This is a genomic window from Vibrio sp. SNU_ST1 (genome assembly GCF_030563405.1).
In the GTDB taxonomy this organism is placed as follows: Bacteria; Pseudomonadota; Gammaproteobacteria; order Enterobacterales; family Vibrionaceae; genus Vibrio.
The window spans coordinates 341,858-363,167 of record NZ_CP130749.1 but is presented as its reverse complement, the minus strand read 5'-3'; the positions used below and the strand labels follow the sequence as shown (position 1 = coordinate 363,167).

20 protein-coding genes are annotated in these 21,310 nt (G+C 42.9%); 11 read left to right on the top strand and 9 right to left on the bottom strand.

From position 1 onward, the window contains the following. Positions 1-7 precede the first annotated feature (7 nt). Both Q5H80_RS15915 and Q5H80_RS15910 read right to left on the bottom strand, forming a co-directional pair. Positions 8-1,315 (bottom strand): anaerobic sulfatase maturase, encoded by a 1,308-nt coding sequence (locus tag Q5H80_RS15915; protein ID WP_369809729.1) that lies wholly within the window; start codon positions 1,313-1,315, stop codon positions 8-10. Between the two features lie 321 nt (positions 1,316-1,636). Further along, positions 1,637-3,217 (bottom strand): arylsulfatase, encoded by a 1,581-nt coding sequence (locus tag Q5H80_RS15910; protein ID WP_369809722.1) that lies wholly within the window; start codon positions 3,215-3,217, stop codon positions 1,637-1,639. 218 nt (positions 3,218-3,435) lie between these two features. Here Q5H80_RS15910 and Q5H80_RS15905 point away from each other — a divergent pair, with 218 nt between their 5' ends. From Q5H80_RS15905 to Q5H80_RS15890, 4 genes are all read left to right on the top strand, one after another. Further along, on the top strand, positions 3,436-4,215 hold the full coding sequence (locus Q5H80_RS15905; RefSeq protein WP_304570390.1) for a response regulator transcription factor: 780 nt from the start codon (positions 3,436-3,438) through the stop codon (positions 4,213-4,215). 250 nt (positions 4,216-4,465) lie between these two features. Further along, the gene (locus tag Q5H80_RS15900; RefSeq protein WP_304570388.1) at positions 4,466-5,293 is read left to right on the top strand and encodes an SDR family oxidoreductase; all 828 of its coding nucleotides are present in this window, start codon (positions 4,466-4,468) and stop codon (positions 5,291-5,293) included. 235 nt (positions 5,294-5,528) lie between these two features. Then, positions 5,529-5,852: an MFS transporter gene (locus Q5H80_RS15895; RefSeq protein WP_304570387.1), complete on the top strand. Its 324-nt coding sequence runs from the start codon at positions 5,529-5,531 to the stop codon at positions 5,850-5,852. A gap of 2 nt (positions 5,853-5,854) precedes the next feature. Next, positions 5,855-7,078 carry an HlyD family secretion protein gene (locus Q5H80_RS15890; RefSeq protein ID WP_304570386.1) on the top strand — a complete coding sequence of 408 codons (1,224 nt, stop codon included), beginning with the start codon at positions 5,855-5,857 and terminating at the stop codon, positions 7,076-7,078. Positions 7,079-7,354: 276 nt separating this feature from the next. Here Q5H80_RS15890 and Q5H80_RS15885 read toward each other — a convergent pair whose 3' ends face one another. The 5 genes from Q5H80_RS15885 to Q5H80_RS15865 all read right to left on the bottom strand — a co-directional run bounded on the left by Q5H80_RS15885 (position 7,355) and on the right by Q5H80_RS15865 (position 13,024). Further along, entirely contained in the window at positions 7,355-8,257 is a 903-nt protein-coding gene (locus Q5H80_RS15885; protein ID WP_304570385.1) for a LysR family transcriptional regulator, read from the bottom strand. Between the two features lie 140 nt (positions 8,258-8,397). After that, positions 8,398-9,153, bottom strand: a complete 756-nt coding sequence (locus Q5H80_RS15880) for a lactate utilization protein C (protein WP_304570761.1) — start codon at positions 9,151-9,153, stop codon at positions 8,398-8,400. Between the two features lie 11 nt (positions 9,154-9,164). Beyond that, entirely contained in the window at positions 9,165-10,580 is a 1,416-nt protein-coding gene (locus Q5H80_RS15875; RefSeq protein WP_304570384.1) for a LutB/LldF family L-lactate oxidation iron-sulfur protein, read from the bottom strand. 10 nt (positions 10,581-10,590) lie between these two features. Next, positions 10,591-11,310: a (Fe-S)-binding protein gene (locus tag Q5H80_RS15870; RefSeq protein ID WP_304570383.1), complete on the bottom strand. Its 720-nt coding sequence runs from the start codon at positions 11,308-11,310 to the stop codon at positions 10,591-10,593. Positions 11,311-11,440: 130 nt separating this feature from the next. Further along, positions 11,441-13,024 (bottom strand): L-lactate permease, encoded by a 1,584-nt coding sequence (locus Q5H80_RS15865; protein ID WP_304570382.1) that lies wholly within the window; start codon positions 13,022-13,024, stop codon positions 11,441-11,443. A 494-nt stretch (positions 13,025-13,518) separates the two neighbouring features. On the opposite strand from Q5H80_RS15865, the gene Q5H80_RS15860 reads away from it, so the two are divergent. Continuing rightward, positions 13,519-14,709, top strand: coding sequence for an OmpP1/FadL family transporter (locus Q5H80_RS15860; RefSeq protein ID WP_304570381.1), 1,191 nt, complete (start codon positions 13,519-13,521; stop codon positions 14,707-14,709). 58 nt (positions 14,710-14,767) lie between these two features. Here the strand turns inward: Q5H80_RS15860 and Q5H80_RS15855 are convergent, their stop codons facing one another. Beyond that, positions 14,768-15,529: a hypothetical protein gene (locus Q5H80_RS15855; protein WP_304570380.1), complete on the bottom strand. Its 762-nt coding sequence runs from the start codon at positions 15,527-15,529 to the stop codon at positions 14,768-14,770. Between the two features lie 132 nt (positions 15,530-15,661). Here Q5H80_RS15855 and Q5H80_RS15850 point away from each other — a divergent pair, with 132 nt between their 5' ends. The 4 genes from Q5H80_RS15850 (at position 15,662) to Q5H80_RS15835 (ending at position 18,268) form a co-directional block, all read left to right on the top strand. Further along, a complete protein-coding gene (locus tag Q5H80_RS15850; protein ID WP_304570379.1) occupies positions 15,662-16,618 on the top strand; it encodes a LysR family transcriptional regulator in 957 nt (318 codons plus the stop codon). 261 nt (positions 16,619-16,879) lie between these two features. Beyond that, positions 16,880-17,533, top strand: coding sequence for an OmpA family protein (locus Q5H80_RS15845; RefSeq protein ID WP_304570378.1), 654 nt, complete (start codon positions 16,880-16,882; stop codon positions 17,531-17,533). A 23-nt stretch (positions 17,534-17,556) separates the two neighbouring features. Then, a complete protein-coding gene (locus Q5H80_RS15840; protein ID WP_304570376.1) occupies positions 17,557-17,970 on the top strand; it encodes a hypothetical protein in 414 nt (137 codons plus the stop codon). 13 nt (positions 17,971-17,983) lie between these two features. Next, a complete protein-coding gene (locus Q5H80_RS15835; protein ID WP_304570375.1) occupies positions 17,984-18,268 on the top strand; it encodes a hypothetical protein in 285 nt (94 codons plus the stop codon). A gap of 32 nt (positions 18,269-18,300) precedes the next feature. Here Q5H80_RS15835 and Q5H80_RS15830 read toward each other — a convergent pair whose 3' ends face one another. Beyond that, positions 18,301-19,299, bottom strand: coding sequence for an AraC family transcriptional regulator (locus Q5H80_RS15830; protein ID WP_304570374.1), 999 nt, complete (start codon positions 19,297-19,299; stop codon positions 18,301-18,303). Between the two features lie 134 nt (positions 19,300-19,433). Here Q5H80_RS15830 and Q5H80_RS15825 point away from each other — a divergent pair, with 134 nt between their 5' ends. Further along, positions 19,434-19,784 carry an MFS transporter gene (locus tag Q5H80_RS15825; RefSeq protein ID WP_304570373.1) on the top strand — a complete coding sequence of 117 codons (351 nt, stop codon included), beginning with the start codon at positions 19,434-19,436 and terminating at the stop codon, positions 19,782-19,784. Further along, positions 19,778-21,001, top strand: a complete 1,224-nt coding sequence (locus tag Q5H80_RS15820; protein ID WP_304570372.1) for an HlyD family secretion protein — start codon at positions 19,778-19,780, stop codon at positions 20,999-21,001. The genes Q5H80_RS15825 and Q5H80_RS15820 overlap by 7 nt, the downstream gene beginning before the upstream one ends. The last annotated feature ends 309 nt before the right edge of the window (positions 21,002-21,310 follow it).

Genomic DNA, 21,310 nt, shown 5'->3' with positions numbered 1-21,310 from the left:
GCCTCTATTAAAATTTGATCTTCATTGCATCGCTATTAATGCCTTTGTTCACTGGGTAGCCCATCGTCGCAACAACCATTGAGATATAAGGATCAATATGTGAGAAGAATTGTTTCCAGCCTGCGCACAAATAGTTCAGCCCAGTTTCACCATCGAGGGTTTTGATAAAGCGATTTTTTGGGCACTCACCAAAACAGGCAAACTGATAAGTACACTCGCGGCACTGTTTAGGTAACGTTGATTCTTTTGCTCGGCCAAACTCTTCTTGGCCTTGTGAAAACTGTAGATCTTCGAGTTTGGCATCCTTGATATTGCCGAGTTTGTAATCGGGGTAAACGTAATGGTCACAAGCAAAAACATCACCGTTATGTTCAATGGCTAAGCCCTTTCCACACATAGGAGCAAGCGTGCAAAGTGGGTTCACTCGCCCCATCCAGGTTTCAACACAAGATTCAAAGTACGGTACATTCACGTTACCGATGTCATTCTCTAACCACTCATCAAAAATGGAGCACAGGAAGTCACCCCATTGATGAGCAGAAACACACCAAGACTCTACAATTGAATTTGGATGACTAGGCTCAGTTTCAGGCATCCCTTGGAAAAGAATCTCCTCTTCTGACCACTTCTGCGGTGCTGTCTCTCGGAATGATTTCGGTTCAACGATAGGGATGAACTGCATCTGTGGTGAGCGAATTTCATCACGTAGAAAGCGGTATACTTCGAGTGGATTTGAACCCGTAAGGTTGTTTACACAAGTCAACGTCGCAAAGTTGACCTTGTGTTTATGAAGAATGTCGACACCTCTCATGGTTTGTTTAAACGTGCCTCGTCCCGATCTGTTGGTACGATAAGCATTGTGGATCATTTCAGGTCCATCAATGCTTAAGCCAATCATGAAATTGTTTTTACTTAAGAACTTGCCCCAATCATCATTAAGTAACGTCCCATTAGTCTGCAGGTTGTTCTCGATTTTCACGCCTTTTGGGCAGTATTTCTTTTGCAAGCGGACTACATCACGAAAGAAGTTCACGCCTAATAACGTCGGTTCTCCGCCTTGCCAATGGAAAATAATCTCAGGGAAATTTTGCTGCTCAATATAGGCTTTAATATAGGTGTCGAGCATCTCTTCGCTCATATGAGTCGCGCAACCACGCTCATGGCCTAACAATTCTTCTTTACTTAGGTAGTAACAGTACGTGCAATCAATATTACACGCCGAGCCAATGGGCTTAGTCATAATGTTCATTCGTTGCGCGGGGGCTGCTTTGGGCAACATAATGGTGTTGTGTTGAGCTGATTGGGTCATTGTTATTCCTCTTCTCGTTCACTCACATTCACTGTGCAGTTATTTCCCTAAGATGAAGACCTGTAACGGTTATCTATGACCATTATTCAGCAGCACTTGTCAGGCGTAATCAGTAGAATTACGGATTCTATTCATTGTTCATGGGAACCAAAGAGTGGCTGCAAACAAAAGAGCTCTTGAAATCAAAAAAAGCGAAAACAAAAAGAGCGATCACAAGGATCGCTCTTTGGGGTAGCTCATCAGTTTTTCAGCGGGGGCTGGTTTGACTCGCCAATTTACTCTGTAATATGAGTTTATTACTCAATATTATTAGCTTGTTACTCAATACTATTGATATTGAGCTCGCTGCCAAATATTCATCTTCTCAACTATCTTGTCTATTGAGAACGAACCCGGTACTTGACGAGGAGGGAACTCTTGGAACGTTTGTAAGAATTGGAACGTTTGAGCAGCACCCATGTACATGTACGGCAGATGTTCTACACGCCAGTTTTGATAACCTGTACTTTCATGCAGTGCCGATTCGTATGGGTCTTGACGTAAGTTGAAAATGTATGGGAAACGCAGCTCTTCAAAAGAACATGTCCAAGTTTCAATACCATGACAATTATTCACCGTGTACATTACTTTCCAATCGCCGAAACGAATTGCTGAAATATCACCGTTATCTGTCGCATAGATAAAGTTCTTACGCGGCCAGTTAGGGTTATTGTCAGCGGTTGTGTTCTTACCTTCTTTCAGTGCAGGCATCAGGTTATACCCATCCAGATGCACCTTGTATTCCTTACCGTTTAACTTGGTGCCTTTCTTAAGCTTTTCAACAAGCTCAGGCTCACCCGCAGCTGCAACGAAAGTCGGTGCCCAGTCTAGGTGAGATGCAATTTCATTTGCCACACTTCCCTCAGGAATCTTGTTTGGCCAACGCATCATAGCTGGAACACGGAAACCACCTTCCCACGTCGAGTTTTTCTCACCGTAGAAACGGGATGTACCACCATCAGGCCAACCCCATTTCTCTACACCGTTATCCGTGGTGTAAGAAACAATGGTGTTGTCTGCAATTTTAAGTTCATCTAATTTATCAAGCAGTTGGCCGACCATATTATCGTGCTCGACCATACCATCACCGTATAGACCACCACGCTTCGAGATCCCCTTAGACTCTTCTTTTAAGTGAGTCCATATGTGCATACGCGTTGAGTTGTACCACAAGAAGAATGGCTTTTGCTCTTTGTGTGCACGGTCGATAAAGTCTAGCGCTGCTTCCAACGTTTCTTCATCCACGGTCTCCATACGCTTGATGGTTAGTGCCCCCGTATCTTCAATACGGCCATCCGCGTATGAGTGAATTACGCCGCGTGGGCCAAATTTTTTCTTAAAGCCTGGCGCTTGCGGATAATCTGGATGCTCAGGCTCTTCCTCTGCATTCAAGTGATATAAGTTACCAAAGAACTCATCAAAACCATGTTCAGTCGGCAATTGTGAGTCTAAGTCACCAAGATGGTTCTTACCAAATTGACCTGTCGTGTAACCTTTTTCTTTAAGCATGGTCGCAAGTGATGGATCTTCAGGTTTCATGCCTTGCTTAGCACCTGGCATGCCGACTTTGGTTAAACCAGTACGAATAGGGTGTTGACCAGTAATGAAAGAAGAACGGCCAGCAGTACAAGATTGGTCACCATAAAAGTCAGTAAATAGCACGCCTTCATTTGCAATACGATCAATATTTGGAGTCCAGTGACCCGCTTGGCCTCGTGTGTATGCTGAAATATTATCGATACCAATGTCATCCCCCCAGATAGCTAGGATGTTAGGGCGGCTTGTATCCGTCGTCGCGTAACTTGCCATTGCAGTAGATGCAAGTGCTGCACCCATCGCAAGTTGTAGGAAGGTTTTCTTTTTGAACATAGCTCAAGACCTTTTGTAATTTTAAAAGTAATTTCTTTTCGTGAGCTATTATTTAAGAAACATGAAATTGGGTAATCAGTAGTATTACTGATTTAAAGAATAGTGAGATATCTAAGTAGGCGATATTCATCCATTATATAGGCAAATATTTGACTTATAGCATAATAAAAAGCTAGCTTACTCATAGTGATTATTGTTGATAAGGTTGATTCTGTACGATGAAAAATACTGCTGAAATGTCTTTCGAAGATCTGGTGACAGAACAGTCCAACGCATTGATTGGCTCTCTGCCAAAAGACTTTGATGCTACCTGGCAAAAAATCGCGCACACAGTATTAGATTGGTTTGGAATAGACCGAGTGACGCTGTTTCCCAACTCAATGATTATGCTTAACGATGGGAAAACAGTCACTATCGCTCGTGATGGAGTGCCTGAGCTCAACCCTCAAAGTTTTATCAGTGGCAACTACCTAGACTATCTAAAACAGCTCAGAACCAAAAAACGTTGGCTGACATTTAGCGAACAAGAGATGAGTGACCACAAGATATCGGTCCTCAGAACACTGTATACGGAAGGTGGGCGTTGGCATGGTATCATCCCGCTCAAACTGTTTGGTCAGGATTGGGGCGCTCTATCATTTTCTCGATTCAACAGTACGTTAGAGCCTCTATCAGACCAAGATATGAAACGTCTTAAGCTTATTTGCGATATTTGGCTTTGTTATTGGCAACATTCGACAATGTCTCGAAATTTAAAACAAGATCAGACAACCAATGCCAATGAAGGTGAGAAGCTTCTTTTGTTATCGCCTAAACAGTGCTCAGTTCTGACTCTACTTGCTCAAGGCTTTACGGCAAAGCAATGTGCTGAAAAGTTGTTTTTAAGTCCTCGAACCATTGAATCACACAAGTACCGAATGATCGATATACTGGAACTTGAAAACAATACTGAGCTTATCCAGTTCGCACTGCGCAACGGGCTTGGAATTGATCAATAACCCCCCCCCAAAAAAAAACGCATACGCTTTACCCCTATTTTTTGAAAATAATGCATACCATTGTATGCATTATTGCCGTAATACTACTGCTTACAACTTCAACGACAGGATTTAATTTAGTACATCAGCAAACCAACCTCTTCAATATATGTCTATCGCTATTGGCTCGCTAATTTATAAAAGCCATCAAGTATCCACATGTATTATTTCGTTCTGGTTTGCTTCTTGATTATTTGTCTGGAGTTTGTCTATGTTCGTCAAAAATATATTGGTCACTGGTGCTTCCTCTGGCATTGGTAAAGATCTGGTGATTAAACTTCTAAAGGAAGGCCACACCGTTTACTGCGGAGCAAGACGCTTTGATAATATGCTCGATCTAAAAGTATTAGGCGCCACGATTCTAAAAATTGATGTTAGAGATGAAGAACAGGTCAATACAGCCGTTGCCAAGATGATTGAAGAAGTCGGTCATATTGATATTGTTTACTCCAACGCTGGCTACCCAATTGCCGGGCCTGTTGAAGAAACCCCGATAGAAAAAGTACACGCTCTATTCGACACTAATGTCTACGGAGCTGCGCGTGTGGTACGAGCGGTATTGCCTCACATGCGAGAACGAAACCAAGGTCGTATCATTTTTACTACCTCCATTGCAGCGCGTGTCTCTACCAGCATGAACTCTTGGTACTCCGCGACAAAGCATGCTCTAAACGGTATGGCAAAAGGGTTATCTCAAGAGATTTCTGACTTTAACATTCAAATTTCAACGATCGAACCAGGTTGCGTACAAACTGAGCTTGATGCTATTCAACTGCAGGATATGAAAGAAACTAATCAGCTTTCGTCTTATAAAGTAATCGTCGACAAATCTCATCAGTTCTTACACGACGCGTATAGAAAAGGGGCAACGCCAGAATCAACCGTAAACCACATGCTAAAAGCTGGATTTGATACTAAGCCTAAACTGAGTTATCAAACGACGTTAGATGCAAAGCTCATGACTGTTGTGCAAAAGGTCATCGGTGAAAAGGCTCTAGGCTCTCTATTTTCTAAGCTAATAAAACGTACTTCAGTGTAGTTTAAAAGCGTGTTGGTAGCTCATTGAAGGTATTGAGCTTCCAACTCTCCACTCCCCCTCTACATGCCCCCCTTTTAGATTCGCTCTAGATTATGTTTTCCTCGACAAAACATCATGACCCGTATTTTTACTGATTCACTCTGTGTAGTAGCTCCGTACCATTTATCTACTCGTTCACACCCCTTAAGTGAACCCGCTCTAGCTCAAATTTTTAATACCCATTTTAGGAAGCTTTATGAGTTTAATCAGCATGCCTTTTGTCGACACTGCATTCGACACTGGCTTACACGTAGTAGCAGGACTGGTACTTGTCGGTACTGTTTTAGGCGCTTTATATGCATTTTGGAAGTTCCATGAACTCCCTATTCATCACGCAGACAAGAAGAAACATGGCCAAATGGGGTTAGTCACCATTCTCACCTGGATAGGCTTTATCTGGCACTGGGTTTGGGTGCTGGCTGTCATTATTGCTTTTGTCGATACAGAAAAGAGCATACGCCGCATTCGTCATATTTGGCATGATTCCACACCGACTAAAACTACAGAAGCAGGAGAATAACGATGTTAGAAGGTTTAGCTGTTTGGGCTTTGTTTATTTATCTACTTCGTCTTGTTGGAGTGCCTTGGACAAAACCATTTAAAATGTTTGCTTATGGCGGCGGTTCTATCTGGCTAGTATTCGTATGGGTTGGTCTTATTACGTGGGCTCCAATGGATCTATCCGGTGGTTCTGTTGTGCAATCACCACACATTCAATTACGACCAGGGTCAACACGAGTAACCGGTAATATTGAAACACTTTACATCTCACCAAACAGTGAAATTAAAAAGGGTCAGTTAATTTACGAGCTCGACGATGACTCGTACGTTATCGCCGTTAAAAAAGCAAAAGCGCAACTCGCGATTGCTGTAATGGCTCACAAGGCAGCGGTTCAAGACATCAATATCGCAAACACAAACTACCAAGCTTCGCTCGAAGATATTGAGATCATCCAGAGCCAAATTGCAGCAGCAAAACAAGACCTGACACTAAAACAGCGTACGTTGAAGCGCTATGTCGACCAGAATGCAAAAGTAAAGAGTACGATTACAGAAAGCGTTCTAGATCAACAACGAACTGCCGTTGAAGTTGCCAAGAACCAACTCACGATCATTGAGCCGCAATATCAGAAGTCAGAAATTACTGCGAAGAAAAATCTAAACCTAATTGAGAAGTCACAGATTTCCGTGACCAGTAAACAGGCAGATCTTCAAAACAAGAAAGCCGCTCTCTCACAATCTGAGTGGGATTTGGCACAAACAAAGATCTACGCACCCAGCAATGGCTATGTCACCAACTTTATGGCTCGTGAAGGTCAATTTGTTGGTGCTATGCCTCGACTAAAAATGTACAGCGATGAGAAGTTTGTCTTGATGAGAATTAACCATCAAGCATTTAGAAATATCAAAGTAGGTCAAGAAGCTGAGTTTGCTACCGCCATTTACCCAGGTAAAGTATTTAATGCTCGCGTAGAAGGCATTGTTGAAGCGACCGGTGAATCTCAAGGCTCTTTGCTTGCTCGTGAAACGAATGTGCGCGCGACAACAGGCAAAAACGTGATGAACAAGCACCACTTTGTACGTTTACGTATATCAGAGCCTGAAGGCTATGACATTCCAGTCGGTGCGGTTGGACTTGCGTGGGTTAATGCAGAAAAGCCAATTCCATTCTTAAATTTCTTGAACGTCATTCGCGGCATCATTATCCGAATGAAAGCTCAGATTTACTTCATATATAGCATGTAAGACTATGAATAAATTCCATAAGATTTGCGATTTTGTCGATATAACGCATAGGAAAAAGAGTCAATTGATTCTACTTACAGCGTTCATTTTCCTCGCTTTACATTGCGCTAATTAATGTCCTAACTGCTACATAACCATACAGGAAACTCAGCAACATCAGGAATGATGTGCCCCCCTATAGGCTGCTGGGTTTCCACTATTTAGAAGTTGTCACCCAACAATTGAGCAGCTTAGTAAGCTGGAGAGGCAAGTCTCTACGTTTATGCTCTTACCTGTTTAAAAACGCTCTTGAATCGTTAAGTAACTTTCTCTGATATGTTCAATCAATGCTTGGATCCGTTTTGCAGGATTGCGAGTGTATGGGTAAACCGCGTAAATTCCGACCTCTTTACTGGTGTGCTCTGAAAGTACCTCAACCAATTTACCTTGTTGAAGATCTTGATAGATCAAACATGTCGGTAAGTAAGCGAGCCCATTGCCGGAAATCGCACTTTTTCGAAGCGCACCTGCATTATCCGAAGAAAAATTACCCGAAACTTTGAAGGTATAATTGTCACTATTGCATTTGAATTGCCAATTAAAGGTTCCACCCGTTTCATGGGTGTAACCCAAGCAATTGTGCCTTTGGAGGGCTTTTGGCGTTTTCGGCTCACCGTGTTTTTCAAGGTACTGAGGAGACGCACAAATCATCCATCGAGAGCTAAATATATAACGTGCGATGAGACTTGAATCCTCTAAATAGCCGGTGCGAATCACCAAATCATAGTTATCTTCAATCAAGTCAACGAAGTGATTGTCCATCGACATATCAACGGTTAAGCCAGGATTATTATTACAAAATTCAGAAATGGATTCAGCGAGTAATAACTCGCCAGAAATCGTTGGCACCGACATTCGAATGTGGCCCGCTAACGATTCGTTGTAACCCGTTATCGACTTGAACGCAGCATTGGCTGTTGAGTAGATATCTTTAGAGCGATGGTAAAGCATCTCTCCAGCCTCGGTTAAGGTTAGCTTACGAGTCGTGCGATAAAGCAGCTGGGTACCAAGATCACTTTCAAGCTTACTCACTCTTTTGCTGATCATCGATTTAGTGGAGTGATTATGCTCCGCAGCTTTACTGAACGAGCCGTGTTCAACGACTTGAGTAAACAGAATAAGATCATCAACTTGCGGCATAGGAGCCCCTTAAAGAGAGCAAAAGTATGAAAGGATTATAGCGGTTCCCCTAATCGGAGACGACCCATTAATAGAAGAAAGGCACATCCACATGAGATGTGCCTTGATGCCCTGTTCCCATAGAGCAAATTGAATTCTAATTACATATCGTCAACAATGATGTAGGTTGCCGCGACTGGGCCATGCACACCCACCACTTTGATCAGCTCAATATCAGCCGTGGAGCTTGGCCCCGAGATAAAGTTAACGCAGGAAGGTATACGTTCACCATTTTGAGATTTGCTGTGCAGTGTCATCGTTGCCTGCGTTAAACGAGGTAACAACGTACTTTTTGCAATGACAAAGATTGAACTTTCAGGCAACAAGCTGATTGCACGCCCTTGTTTGGGGTCGCTGTAAAGCACAACAGTCCCTGATTCTGCGAGTGCTTGTTCGGCCATCACGACACCAATCTTAGCGCGCTCAGCAATGATGATATTCGCTTCATAACCTAAAGCGTTATCCCAAACGTGCACTTGATGCTGTTCATTGACAAAATCTGAAGGTGTAACAAGTTCCAATAAAGCTGGAGAAGCTGAGAAAATCGTATCAACTGGCTTTGCCTCTTGCTCGCCGGCACAAGCGCGGTGACAGATCTGACCTAAAACCTCTCGAAACTGGCTCTTTGTCGTTTCAATCACTTCAGCTCCTAACGAGGAGTGCGCGTAATCTTGAAATACTTGCTTTAACTGATCAGCACTAAAGCCCTTCATAACATCTTGGTGACAAGTATGACGAAGCAAAGGTCTTGTTACTTGAGTTAACGGAGCACTCCGACCAAGTTTGTTGGCAATGTTAAGCAGAAACTGATCGCGATTATGAACCGCTGTCTGGCTATTATTTTCTGGCGTAGACATCATAGAGATCCTTATTTCTGTTTTCGGTTGGCAAACCAGCTACGGAACGACTGGCCACCTGGTGTAGGAAGATCTCGCGATTCATTCCACTGTTTAATTGCGCCGATACTGAGTGGCATTTTTCCATCTCGGATTAGACCACTGGCGACCGTTGCACCAACTTTGATGCTCATATCCCACAACAGCGGCTTAGCGTTGATTAGGTTGAAACCAGAAACGATAACCCTCTCACTGAAAGGCGTGATCTTGTCACTGGCCATTTTTTCACGGTGTTTCATCAATAGGTCAGAAAGTGGAATCTTAACTGGGCAAACATCGTGACAAGATTTGCATAAACTGCAAGCGTATGGCAGATCTTTAAAATCGTCGTATCCACCAAGTAATGGTGAAAGCACCGCACCAATTGGCCCCGAATAGATAGAACCGTATGATTGCCCGCCAATATGACGATAAGCCGGGCAAGTATTGACACAAGCAGCGCAACGAACACAACGCAAAATGTCTTTAAACTCTGAACCCAAAATATCAGAGCGGCCATTATCGACAATCACTAGGTGGAACTCTTCCGGGCCGTCACAATGATCCGATTCACGTGGGCCAGTTAAGGCTGTGACATATCCGGTTAACGGTAAACCGACCGCACTGCGACAGAGCAAGCTGATCACGATATCAAGTTCTTCAAAAGTTGGGACAATACGCTCCATACCCATCACCGCAATATGCGTTTTGGGCAGACTCGTAGCCAAACGAGCATTACCTTCATTCGTGACTAAAGTGACCGTCCCCGATTCCGCTACGGCAAAGTTACAACCTGTGATGCCAATATCCGCTTCCAGAAAATCATGGCGAATATAATCACGAACAAAGCGAGTCATCTCTTCAGGATCTTCCGAACCTTGATAGTTGAGCTTATCTTTAAATATCGCTTTAATTTGCGTACGGTTTTTGTGTAAAGCAGGCACCACAATATGCGAAGGCGCGTCGCAATCGTCCACTTGCAAAATGTATTCACCTAAATCGGTTTCAACGACTTCGCAGCCATTCCGTTCAATCACTTTGTTAAGACCAATCTCTTCCGTCACCATAGATTTGGATTTGACGACTTTTTTGGCCTCTTTCTGCTGAATGATACTCTCTATGTAATCCGTAGCATCTTCAGCGGTCGAAGCAAAAAACACGCTCCCACCGTTTTTGACGACGTTATCACTCAGTTGGTGCAGGTAGTAATCTAGGTTCTCTAACACATGATTACGGATATCCATGCCCATATCGCGCCACTCTTCCCAGTGACCAAGCTTGTCAGCCGCTATTTGACGATTGTTGAACATGCGCTCCTGAGCGTTCGCCACAGAATGACGCATAAACTCATCTTGCATTTTAACTTTGATGCGCTGTTTAAAGTTCACATCGCTGGTTTTCATCGACATACTCTTCTCCTTAACGGCTCAACAACACATCAACGATATGCATCACTTTAACGGGCTTGCCTTCACGACTAATACGACCACCAATGTTGATCAAACAGCTAATATCAGCACCAATTAAATAATCTGGGCTGACATCACTGATATGACGGACTTTTTCCTTAACCATTTCGCCGGAGATTTCTGACATTTTGACCGAGAACGTCCCGCCAAAACCACAGCACGTTTCTTGGTTTTTGATCGGCAGCATTTCCAACCCTTCTACGTTTTCTAGTAGCTTGAGAGGCTCTTCACGTACACCCAATTTACGAATCAAGCTGCAAGATGGGTGGTAAACCGCACGACCATTAAGGCGAGCACCAATATCAACGACACCTAAATTGTTCACAATGAATTGAGTCAGCTCGAACAAGCGATCCGCGACCTTTTGCGCTCTTTTTGCCCACTCTGGTTCAGAGGCTAGATATTCTGGATACTTCTTGATAGAGGCGGCACAAGAGCCTGCTGGTGTCACGATCGGGAAGTCATTACCTTCAAAGCTCTCAATCAACTTTTTCATGGCCGGTTTACTTTGCTCAATATAGCCGCTATTTAAAGACGGTTGGCCGCAACACCCTTGCTGAGTTGGAAATAGAACATCACAACCTAACTGCTCTAGAAGTAGAACCGTTTTTTGGGCGACTTCCGATTTCACAGAGTCACATAAACAAGTGACAAAAAAGTTAACCTTCATTTTATGCTCCAGTATTCACTGACTTTGATTACTCGGCATGCGCCTTAAATCCAGTGATTTTTTATGACTTGCCCACCTGCATGACTCTGTTACCAAAGCCCCTACTACAGCGCAGGTAGGCATAATAGGATTAAATAACACTGCTCACTAAGGCGACGAACACGCCATACAGAACCATTGGGATCACCGTTCGCTTGATGATGTAACCCTCTTTATTGGTAAGACCCAAAATGGTTGAAACTGCAATGATGTTATTGATACAGACCATGTTGCCCATCGAACCACCGACAGATTGCAGCGCTAAGATAAGGTTTTGCGGCAAGCCGACTGTCTGCGCGATGGTTTGTTGAATACCACCGAATGTGAGGTTAGAAACTGTCGCTGAGCCCGAAAAGAACGCACCTAACGCGCCAAGGTATGAAGCAAAGTACTGCCAACTTGTTCCCAACAGTTCAGATAGAGCTAGACCTGTTGTCATAATTGGAGAGTTTGCATCTCCCATCATCATGAACTTCACCATGATCAAAGCGCCGACAAGTGCGATGAATGGCGTTTTGATTCGTTGCCCTGTTTCCGTAAATGCTTGGCCTAGCTGCTGCTTACTCATCTTGAAGACGAGCGCACTAACCAACACCACCAATAAGAAAGGAATTAATGCTGGGACATACAAGGTTTTGTACGCCCATGAAGTCTCTGTTCCCAGAATATGACTAAGTTTTAAAATCAACGCATTCGAAACACTAAACTCTGCAAAGTGACCGAGTTGAATGGTGAACAGCTGAGTCGAATCCGTTAACAACTGTTTTATCCCTAACTGCTGGATACGAGTAATGATAAGAATCGCAATCAACAGTAACGTCGGGCTCATCGCTTTGAAAATTTCTGCCGTTGGGATGCGCTCTTGTTGTTCTTTTTCCTTTAACGGTTTCGGCTCCATACCGATATTTAATCGCGCCAATATAATCGAGATAGTGAGGCCAATCGCACCACCAATCAACGCTGGAAACTCATAGTTCCACTGCGCGAAAGCGAGGTATGGCAGAGTGCAGGAAAAAATGCTGAGCTGAATAAAAATGATATTACGTAAGATGGATTTCCAACTTACGACAAAACTCAGCGCAATCACTGGAATAAAAACAGCGGCGACTGTATGTAACAATGCAGAGGTGCGACCAATTTCCAGGAGATCGTGCTCACTCAGACCCAGGCCACTAAAGCCAAACCAAGTCGGCGTGCCCACCGCACCAAATGAAACCGGCACTGAGTTCATAATAAGCGCCAGCATCGCAACACGAAGCGCAGGAAAACCGAGTCCAACCAGAATTGGCGCAGCAATTGCCGCCGGTGTACCAAAACCTGAGGCGCCTTCAATCATAAACGCAAACGCCCAACCGATGATCATAAGCTGTGCAATTTGATTGCGGCTGACTCCTTCGAGCCAACGTTTAATCACCGCTTCGGCACCGGATAATGAAATGGTCCGATTTAAAAGTATGGCTCCAGCAATAATCGAAATTGGTGTGATAGCTGATAGCGCACCTGCAATGGCACTAGCCACCACAGGCATGATGTCCGCATCAAAATAAAAGAGTTGAATGATACCGACTAACAATGCGGTTAACGGCAGAGCAATGTTTGAAGGGATGGCCTTCTTTTTGGTCATCATCCATATAAGTAAAATAATAGGGGCAATAGATATCAATAAGTTGGCCATTTGGCCTCCATGTTTTCGTTATTAGAATCGTTATTTTTATTTTTATTTTTGTTGCTTAAGGTAAGGCTTATAATTTTTGTGGTTATTTTAGAGAGAGAATTCAAATTGGCTATTGATATTTAAATTAACCAATTTTACGAGGGAAGGAATCTGTGACTTACTACTAGCCAGTGAATAAGCTGCTTGTCCACATTCACTTATTATCAACAGCTTAAATAACAACAAACGATAGTGAACAGTCTAATTAGACGCATTTTGGAAACAGTAAAATTCAACTTGGCATCTAATAAATAAGATTAGAAAAAACCGATATGATAATTATTCTCGCCTATATCAGCTTTATTGTTTAATTCAGTGAGAAGACATGGCTACAGAACCGAGTCAGCAATTTGTTTCAATACAGAAAAAATACTGAATATATCCCACCTCTCCTTCCTTACACTATCTGCAGTTAATTAATCCATGCCCTCAAGGCTAACCTGCTGGAAAACAACATGAAAAAAACTGCTCTCGCTTTACTAATCTTTTCAAATTTAGCCAATGCTAGTGGTCTACTGCTCCAAGAGGCTGTCACAGCTAATGCTGGTACTGCTGGGGCTGGCGACGGTGTATATACTGAAACGGCTACTGCGGGCTACACTAACCCAGCAACCATGAGCCACATGGGCGAGCGAAAAACAACCATCAACACGATGGCACTGTATCTACAGATGGACTATACCGATGCATCTAAAGATAGCAGCTTCCTAAATACACCGGATGGCGACGCAAGTGCAGATACTTTGATGCCATCGATTGGTGTTTTCCATGTACGTCAAGTAACTGAAAGTACACACGTCGGAATCAATTTTGGTGCGATTGGCGGCTCTTCTATTGAGTATGGTAATAACTGGGACGGCGCTAACCATTTAGATAAAGCGTTCATGTCGGCACTACAGTTAAACCCAAATATCAGCTACCAACTGGATGACAACTGGTCGATCGCAGCTGGCGTGCAAATAAACTACGGTTTAATTGAAGTTAGTACGACTGGCTTTGAGTCCGATATGGGTACCGATTGGGCATTTGGGTACAATGCAGGAGCAATGTACAAAGCAGAACAGTGGGCTTTAGGTCTTAGTTACCGTTCGAAATTGATTCATGACTTTGATGACATCTCTGCCTCTCTGGTCAATGGTAGCAATGCGATTGTGGGTACTGAACTTGTTGTTCCAGCAATAACTGACATCAGTGCAAGCTACGACCTTAATGCTCAAGTAACTCTATTATCTTCCATTCAATTCCATCAGTGGAGTGAGTTCTCAGAGACCCCAGTTTACAACGACACACTAAATTCAGCACCAACTCTTCCACAAGCAATAGATCGAGACTGGGAAGATGTCTGGAAATTCGCAGTAGGCGTCGATTATCAACTTAACTCTGCCTGGGATCTTAAAGCTGGATTCTCTTACGAGACTTCCCCGCAGGATGACCCAACGAAGCAATGGGTCGACTTACCTGTAGGTGAACAATACCGTTATTCACTAGGTGCGAGTACATATTGGCACTCAACTCGTGTCGATATTTTCTATGAATACGCAGACTTTGGCACGATGGAAATTGACCGTTCTAGCAAGCCATATACTCAGATTCAAGGTGAATTTGAAGGAAGCATCCACTTCGTTGGTGCAAACTTCACTTTCTAATGTTGCTCACAGTAACTTCAAACGCTGAACTCTCGAGTTCAGCGTTTTACTCTCGGTGCTAGAAGCGGTAATCAATACCAATCGAGGCGGTCACTTCTTCGGAAGTTTCATTAATACCTCGCTCATTTTGCACAGAAATTACATCGTATTTAAATTCAAACATGATGTTGAAATCTTTACCTTTTACTTTGGTTTTAATACCTTGCAGCCACATTAGGTTAGCAACCTGCATTTCAGCGCCACCGTACGACGAACCAAGATTGATATTAAACACAGAGAAGTGGGTATCGTTCCAAGGGTGTAGCGCGTACATGTTAACTGAGCCTAAGTGAGCTTCTTCATTACCCTGTAGAGGCACGCCTAGTCCATTCAATGTTGAGTATGCATCACCACCGTCGACATAGGTATAGTTCAACGAAGGGAAGAACAAAGTGCCATCTTCACTACTTAGAGGCAGCATATAGCCTGTGGTGTACATGTTAGCGGCATCTTTTAGTTGGTAAACATCTACATAAACACCACCAAAAGAATCAAAGTGAGCAGCTCTCAATCGCGCATTCTCTGACTGAGTGTAATATTCAGCGAAACCAACCGTCTGAGATATATCACTGGTGAGGCCTGAAGCTCCACCACCAGCAAGGAGTTTAAGTTCGCCTTCATCATCTGAAAATACCGCCGCTCTCATGCTGCTGTTTCGAGGGTCAGCATCATGATACTCATGATTGTCTGCTTCACTATTTTGCTCTGCAAATACCGAAGTTGAAGCCAAAACTAATGCTGTACTAATTAGAGAAAGAGAAGCGATTTTAATATTTTTCATTGTATACACCAAAACTGACACTTAAGAAGATGGTGCCACTATATGTAGATGACTATTTCCACGCTACTTATACGAAAAATAAGCATCACTTATTCCATCGATTAATAATGTTAAGCAGAGGCTAGGAATATTATGTACAAAAAATATAATGAACAGGTGAACCTAAATTATCTACGCGTGTTTGATGCTATTTACATTCATAGAAGCACCAAGTTAGCTGCATCGGCATTGGGTATTAGCCAATCGGCGGTTAGCCAAACATTAGCAAAATTACGTGACTACACTGGCGACAAATTATTTTATTCAGCCAATGGTAAGTTACAGTCAACCCATAGAGCTGATGCTATTGGTCTAGGCCTAAATGAGCAACTCGACGCGCTAGACAATCGGATTTTTTCAGATCTTTTTGAAGACCCAAGTGAATTCGATGGCGAGCTCACGATCGCTGTTTCAAGTGTATTCCTAGAAGCGATGGCTACAGAATTAACGAGCTCGGTTGTGTTTAACTCATTTCCAAAAGCAAAACTGAATGTCACTACCTGGACAGATAGAACACTCACCGACATACAAAATGGTGATGTCCATATTGGGTTGAATTTCGGCCCAATTGACACACCGAAATCTATCCGTTCCGTTGACCTGACCTCAAGCAAACCCATTGTTATCATGAGAAAAAACCATCCATGGTCTGATGAGAAGTTTAAATTAGAAGATTTCAACAAATATCTGACGGGAGGAATTCTCGTTCCGGGGCTCACTGACTTTAATGCAATACTGGAGCGTCGAGCCCCTGAGTTTTTTAATTTCAAATACCGCTCTGCCAGTATGTCTGTTTTAACATGCCTCGCTGAGCACTCAGACATTTTAGCGATTACCGAAACGCTCTCCGCTTCAATGTGCCCTAACACGATTGATTGTGTCCAACCTACTTGGCTGACTGAACTTGCTCCCGCTCAAATGAGCCATGCCATTTACTATCTAGAACGAAACCACAGCCACCCTTTATACCGATTCTGTATTAATATTGTACGAAACTCTCTGCAAGAAAAATTAGATATATTGGAAGCACGTACTAAGTACAATATATAGCGATTAGGTATATTTACTGCTTACATTCAGCTTATGAAACGACAAGTCATTATGTATTAAACGTTATCTATTTATAAAAACTCTTTAGTTTTCATCAAATCCTCTTCAATGCAGTATTTTTTCTGCACAATGTTTAATTTAATGCCATTAAGATAGCACTTCCCGATATAGGTGTAGTGAGTATAAATTCAGCCGCTACAGTAAGGTGTATATCTGGAAATAAATAAAATTAGACACCCATAATTATTGAGTAAAGATTCTATGAAACGTGTAATCGTCACCCTATCTATCGCAGCTTTACTTTCAGGCTGCCAAGCGACTCAACGACACAATGCAACTACGGGTGAAACCGAAACTAACTCAGCAACGAAAGGCGCTTTAGCCGGCATGTTAGCGGGCGCGGCAATTGGTGCAGCGACAGGAAATAGCTCTGACGCCCTACGCGGAGCTGCTATTGGTGGCGTTGTAGGAGGTAGTGCGGGCTATTACATGGATAAACAAGAACAAGCGCTGCGTGAACAGTTGGTGAGTTCCGGTGTACAAGTTAAACGTATCAACGACAAAGAACTGAAGTTAGTGATGGAGAATGGCATTGGCTTTGACTCTGGATCTTATCATTTGTCATCCGGCATCTACTCTACCTTAAACAGTGTCGCACTTATCCTTAGTGAGTACCCAGATACACGCTTAGACATTAAAGGACATACCGATAGCTCAGGTGATGATTCAAGTAACCAAACTCTGTCAGAACAGCGCGCTCAATCTGTTGGCCGTTACCTTATTGATCAAAAGATTGCTTCAGGTCGAGTTGTTACACAAGGCTATGGTGAGCGTTACCCAGTTTGTGAGAACAGCACAAAACAAGGCAGAGCCTGTAACCGTCGCGTTGAAATCAACATTTTGGCTTTGAACTGATAGCTACCTGTAGGAATCTTGATATGTTTTTTAACCGTTTTCTCAAACCATTTCTGGTCATTGGTGGTTTAGTCACCATGTATGCGGGTATTTATGCGATTAACCCAAAAACCGCACTACTCGATATGAACAATCTTCCCTACGATTCTAATTATGTCTTCTTGTTCAGACATTGGGGAATCATGGTCGGGTTAATGGGCTTCTTTATTGCCGCTTCAGCTTACGTACCTCGCTGGAGAGAATCGATCATCCTATATTCATTTCTTGAAAAACTTTTTATGGTATACCTGTTCGTTTCAAACATGTTCAACCCCGAAACAGCACACTTAAACGCCAGTTTTATCCCGTTCGCCATTACAGACATCACCATCTGTACCTATACCCTTGGCTACTGGTACGAAAACTATAAAATCAGAAACACTAAGCTCTTAGTATGAGAGTAACGATAGTATGAAAGTTAAAATTCTATTACTAAGTTTAACCTTTATTTCATTCCAGTCTCTTGCAGATATCACTGTCAAAAAAAATAGTGTTGTCTGCGATAAAGAGAGTGGCATCTTGGCGGTGGTCGCGATGAAAGAACTCAAAAAAATACGTAATTTACCGGGGAGTTGTCGTCTGCTTGAGTTTGAACGTAAGGGTAACTTCGAAAACGTGAGCAACAAGCGGTACGTTAAAATAAAGCCCAAAGTTGGTGACGAATTCTATACCTTAACACGATCTATCACGCATTAAAGGCTTAACCTATAGTGCAATCACTAACAAACTCAACCTAGGCGCTCAATATATTGTTTGGGCGTTAAACCTCGATGTTTCTTAAACATCCGATTAAAGCTCGCGACGTTGGTATAACCTAACCTCTTTGAGACCTCTTCCACTGGCACTGAATACATCAGTAGTTCTACCGCCACGTTGCTTAACGCATACCCCATAATGGTAGAAAAATTGATGCCCGATTTATGTAAACGGCGTTGAAACTGCTGTTCAGAGAGTCCTAATAAACTGGAAACCTTGTGAAGGGTTGGTAAACCAAAGTGGCGACTGTAGTTGATCATCTCATAGGTGACCTTATGTTCATCACCAGCATCTGGCATGTTTAGATAGTTATCCAAGTCATGAAAGTTCATCGCCAGATTTGCTTTACTGTTCGATAGTGACTGATTGATGGATAACCTCGATTCACTCGGGATCCAAACCTCTGTGCGAGGCTGTCCCCATTGAATCGTACAGCCGAAATATTCATGGTAGAGGTCAACATTCTCTCGACGACCTGCTATTGAAACCGCGACGGGTTTAAAGTCATTCCCCAAATATCGACGTAAAATCTTCATAATGAAAACCGCGACTCTTATTGAGTCATGCACTTTACCCGTTTCTGAGTAGGCAGGATTGTCGTAGCACCATTTAATCATTGTCCCTACCTGCGCACCGTATAAGAACGCACCAGACTGTAAACAGTGCAGGCCGATGTTCACTCGGCGGATCGTAGAAGCAAGATCATGTCCAGAAAAAAACCAGTTGCTTAACGGGCCTAATCTTTCAATATCCACTCGGTCAGACAGTTTCAGAATAATATCTGGATCATTAGTTTGCTGTTCAAGAAACCCATACCATTTATCGACTTCATTGACCGGAATAAGATTCATTGAGTTAGTAAATACAGACTTCGGAATACCTAAACGCTCCGTATTAACCACAGGGTTTGTACCAGCGTGTTGATAAATACCCAAAATCCCTAATGCTCTTAAGAAGTTACAATTGTTCATTCGTCGCTAACCCTTAGAAAGAAGATCATAGATCAAATCATATAATTGCCATTATCGAAGTAATTAGTAAATTTACAACCTGTAAATCCAACTTCAATCACACTCGGCGTTCAAATATTACTTAGGGTTGATCAATGAGTTTAGTGAGTGTCCCATTTGTCGGAACTGGCGCAGACACCGTATTACATGTAGTTGCAGGTGTTGTGTTAATCGCAACTATCGCTGCTGCATGTTACGGCTTTTGGCGTGTGCATGAATTACCAATCAATAAAGCTCACAGCAAAGAGCACCAACAACTCGGTTTAATCACCGCTTTAACTTGGATTGGCTTCATATGGCACTGGGTATGGGTACTTGCCGTCATTTTGGCGTTTGTTGATATGGATAAAGCCATCATAAACCTGAGAGACACATGGAAAGCACCTGCGGAACCAACAGAACAACAAGTTAAGAATGATCAAGATGGGGAGAGCCAAACATGTTAGAAGGCTTAGCTCTGTGGGCACTGTTCATCTATCTACTTAGGCTTATTGGTATGCCGTGGAATAAGGGCACCAAAGCATTTTCTTATCTAGGTGGTACATCATGGTTATTGTTTGTTTGGGTTGGACTCATTAACTACACGCCGATGGATCTCTCTGGAGGTTCAGTCGTTCAATCACCACACATTCAGTTACGTCCAGATTCAACCAATGTGTCAGGCAAAACAACTAAGGTTCACATTAGACCGAACCAAGACGTGATTGAAGGTCAACTCATTTACGAAATTGATGACACCAAATATGTTATTGCAAGAGATAAGGCTAGCGTGCAACTTGAATCGGCGAACGTTGCTTTAGATACCGCTCACCAAGAAGTGAGCATCGCTAAAGTAAGCTATCAGTCAGCGCTTGAAGATATCAAAGCCTCTGTCGCTCAGATAGAATCAGCAAAAACAGATCTTGTTCTGCAATCTAAAACACTTGACCGTTACCAAAAGCAAAACAAAGTTGTAGAACATACGATTACTGAGAGTGACATCGACCAGCAAACGGCAAAGGTAGACTTAGCAACGTTTAACGTCACCACATTGGAATCTCAACTGAGTAAGAAGGAAGTTGATGCAGAGAACGCGAAGTTAAACATCCACAAGGCAGAAACCAACGTCAGTAAGAAACAAACTGAGGTAGATTCGGCAAAAGCAACATTGGCTCAAGCTCAATGGGATTTGAACAGTACCAAAGTAACGGCGCCGACTGACGGCTTTGTAACTAACTTCATTCTTCGTGAAGGACAACGAGTATCAATGATGCCTCGTATCCAAATGTACACTGAAGAGAAATACGTGTTAATGCGAGTGAATCACCAAGCTATTCGTAACGTAAAAGTGGGCCAGCCTGCTGAGTTTGCAACGGCGGTATACCCAGGCAAGATATTCTCCGCAACCGTAGAAGGCATTGTTGAAGCGACGGGTGAAGCACAAGCTAGCCTATTAGGTATTGATGAACAAGTTCGTGTCACCACAGGTCGAAACCTTCAGAACAAGCACCACTTTGTCCGCTTAAAAATTGACGAGGCGGAAGGTTACGATATTCCAGTCGGCTCTGTAGGGTTAGCTTGGGTAAGCGGTGAGAAGCCTATCAGCTTTATGGCGTTCCTAGACGTAATACGCGGGATCATCATTAGAATGAAGTCCCAGTTGTACTTCTTCTACTCAATCTAATACTTGTTTTAGATAAAACGATACAAAGCCCGTGAGATCTGAGATCGCACGGGCTTTTTATCTATTTTACCGTTAGTTGCAGACAGAGCAGCAAAAATCAAGAAACTAAGCAGTATTCACTTTCATCGTTTATTCCTTAATGACAACACCATGAATCGCAAAATGCAATTGCAAAACGCAACCGTTAACTTCCAAAATGCGAACAAACCGTTTAAATACGCACTAAATTGCTATAAAACTACCATTTCACGTTGCTTTCAAAGTTGGCACACTAACTGCAATGTACATATTGACCCTTCTTAAGCCGAG

What these genes read in the sequence shown, in the direction of transcription:
- Q5H80_RS15910 (WP_369809722.1), bottom strand. Translation starts at nt 3,217, where the DNA reads ATGTTCAAAAAGAAAACCTTCCTACAACTTGCGATGGGTGCAGCACTT.
- Q5H80_RS15905 (WP_304570390.1), top strand. Translation starts at nt 3,436, where the DNA reads ATGAAAAATACTGCTGAAATGTCTTTCGAAGATCTGGTGACAGAACAG.
- Q5H80_RS15900 (WP_304570388.1), top strand. Translation starts at nt 4,466, where the DNA reads ATGTTCGTCAAAAATATATTGGTCACTGGTGCTTCCTCTGGCATTGGT.
- Q5H80_RS15895 (WP_304570387.1), top strand. Translation starts at nt 5,529, where the DNA reads ATGAGTTTAATCAGCATGCCTTTTGTCGACACTGCATTCGACACTGGC.
- Q5H80_RS15890 (WP_304570386.1), top strand. Translation starts at nt 5,855, where the DNA reads ATGTTAGAAGGTTTAGCTGTTTGGGCTTTGTTTATTTATCTACTTCGT.
- Q5H80_RS15885 (WP_304570385.1), bottom strand. Translation starts at nt 8,257, where the DNA reads ATGCCGCAAGTTGATGATCTTATTCTGTTTACTCAAGTCGTTGAACAC.
- Q5H80_RS15880 (WP_304570761.1), bottom strand. Translation starts at nt 9,153, where the DNA reads ATGTCTACGCCAGAAAATAATAGCCAGACAGCGGTTCATAATCGCGAT.
- Q5H80_RS15875 (WP_304570384.1), bottom strand. Translation starts at nt 10,580, where the DNA reads ATGTCGATGAAAACCAGCGATGTGAACTTTAAACAGCGCATCAAAGTT.
- Q5H80_RS15870 (WP_304570383.1), bottom strand. Translation starts at nt 11,310, where the DNA reads ATGAAGGTTAACTTTTTTGTCACTTGTTTATGTGACTCTGTGAAATCG.
- Q5H80_RS15865 (WP_304570382.1), bottom strand. Translation starts at nt 13,024, where the DNA reads ATGGCCAACTTATTGATATCTATTGCCCCTATTATTTTACTTATATGG.
- Q5H80_RS15860 (WP_304570381.1), top strand. Translation starts at nt 13,519, where the DNA reads ATGAAAAAAACTGCTCTCGCTTTACTAATCTTTTCAAATTTAGCCAAT.
- Q5H80_RS15855 (WP_304570380.1), bottom strand. Translation starts at nt 15,529, where the DNA reads ATGAAAAATATTAAAATCGCTTCTCTTTCTCTAATTAGTACAGCATTA.
- Q5H80_RS15850 (WP_304570379.1), top strand. Translation starts at nt 15,662, where the DNA reads ATGTACAAAAAATATAATGAACAGGTGAACCTAAATTATCTACGCGTG.
- Q5H80_RS15845 (WP_304570378.1), top strand. Translation starts at nt 16,880, where the DNA reads ATGAAACGTGTAATCGTCACCCTATCTATCGCAGCTTTACTTTCAGGC.
- Q5H80_RS15840 (WP_304570376.1), top strand. Translation starts at nt 17,557, where the DNA reads ATGTTTTTTAACCGTTTTCTCAAACCATTTCTGGTCATTGGTGGTTTA.
- Q5H80_RS15835 (WP_304570375.1), top strand. Translation starts at nt 17,984, where the DNA reads ATGAAAGTTAAAATTCTATTACTAAGTTTAACCTTTATTTCATTCCAG.
- Q5H80_RS15830 (WP_304570374.1), bottom strand. Translation starts at nt 19,299, where the DNA reads ATGAACAATTGTAACTTCTTAAGAGCATTAGGGATTTTGGGTATTTAT.
- Q5H80_RS15825 (WP_304570373.1), top strand. Translation starts at nt 19,434, where the DNA reads ATGAGTTTAGTGAGTGTCCCATTTGTCGGAACTGGCGCAGACACCGTA.
- Q5H80_RS15820 (WP_304570372.1), top strand. Translation starts at nt 19,778, where the DNA reads ATGTTAGAAGGCTTAGCTCTGTGGGCACTGTTCATCTATCTACTTAGG.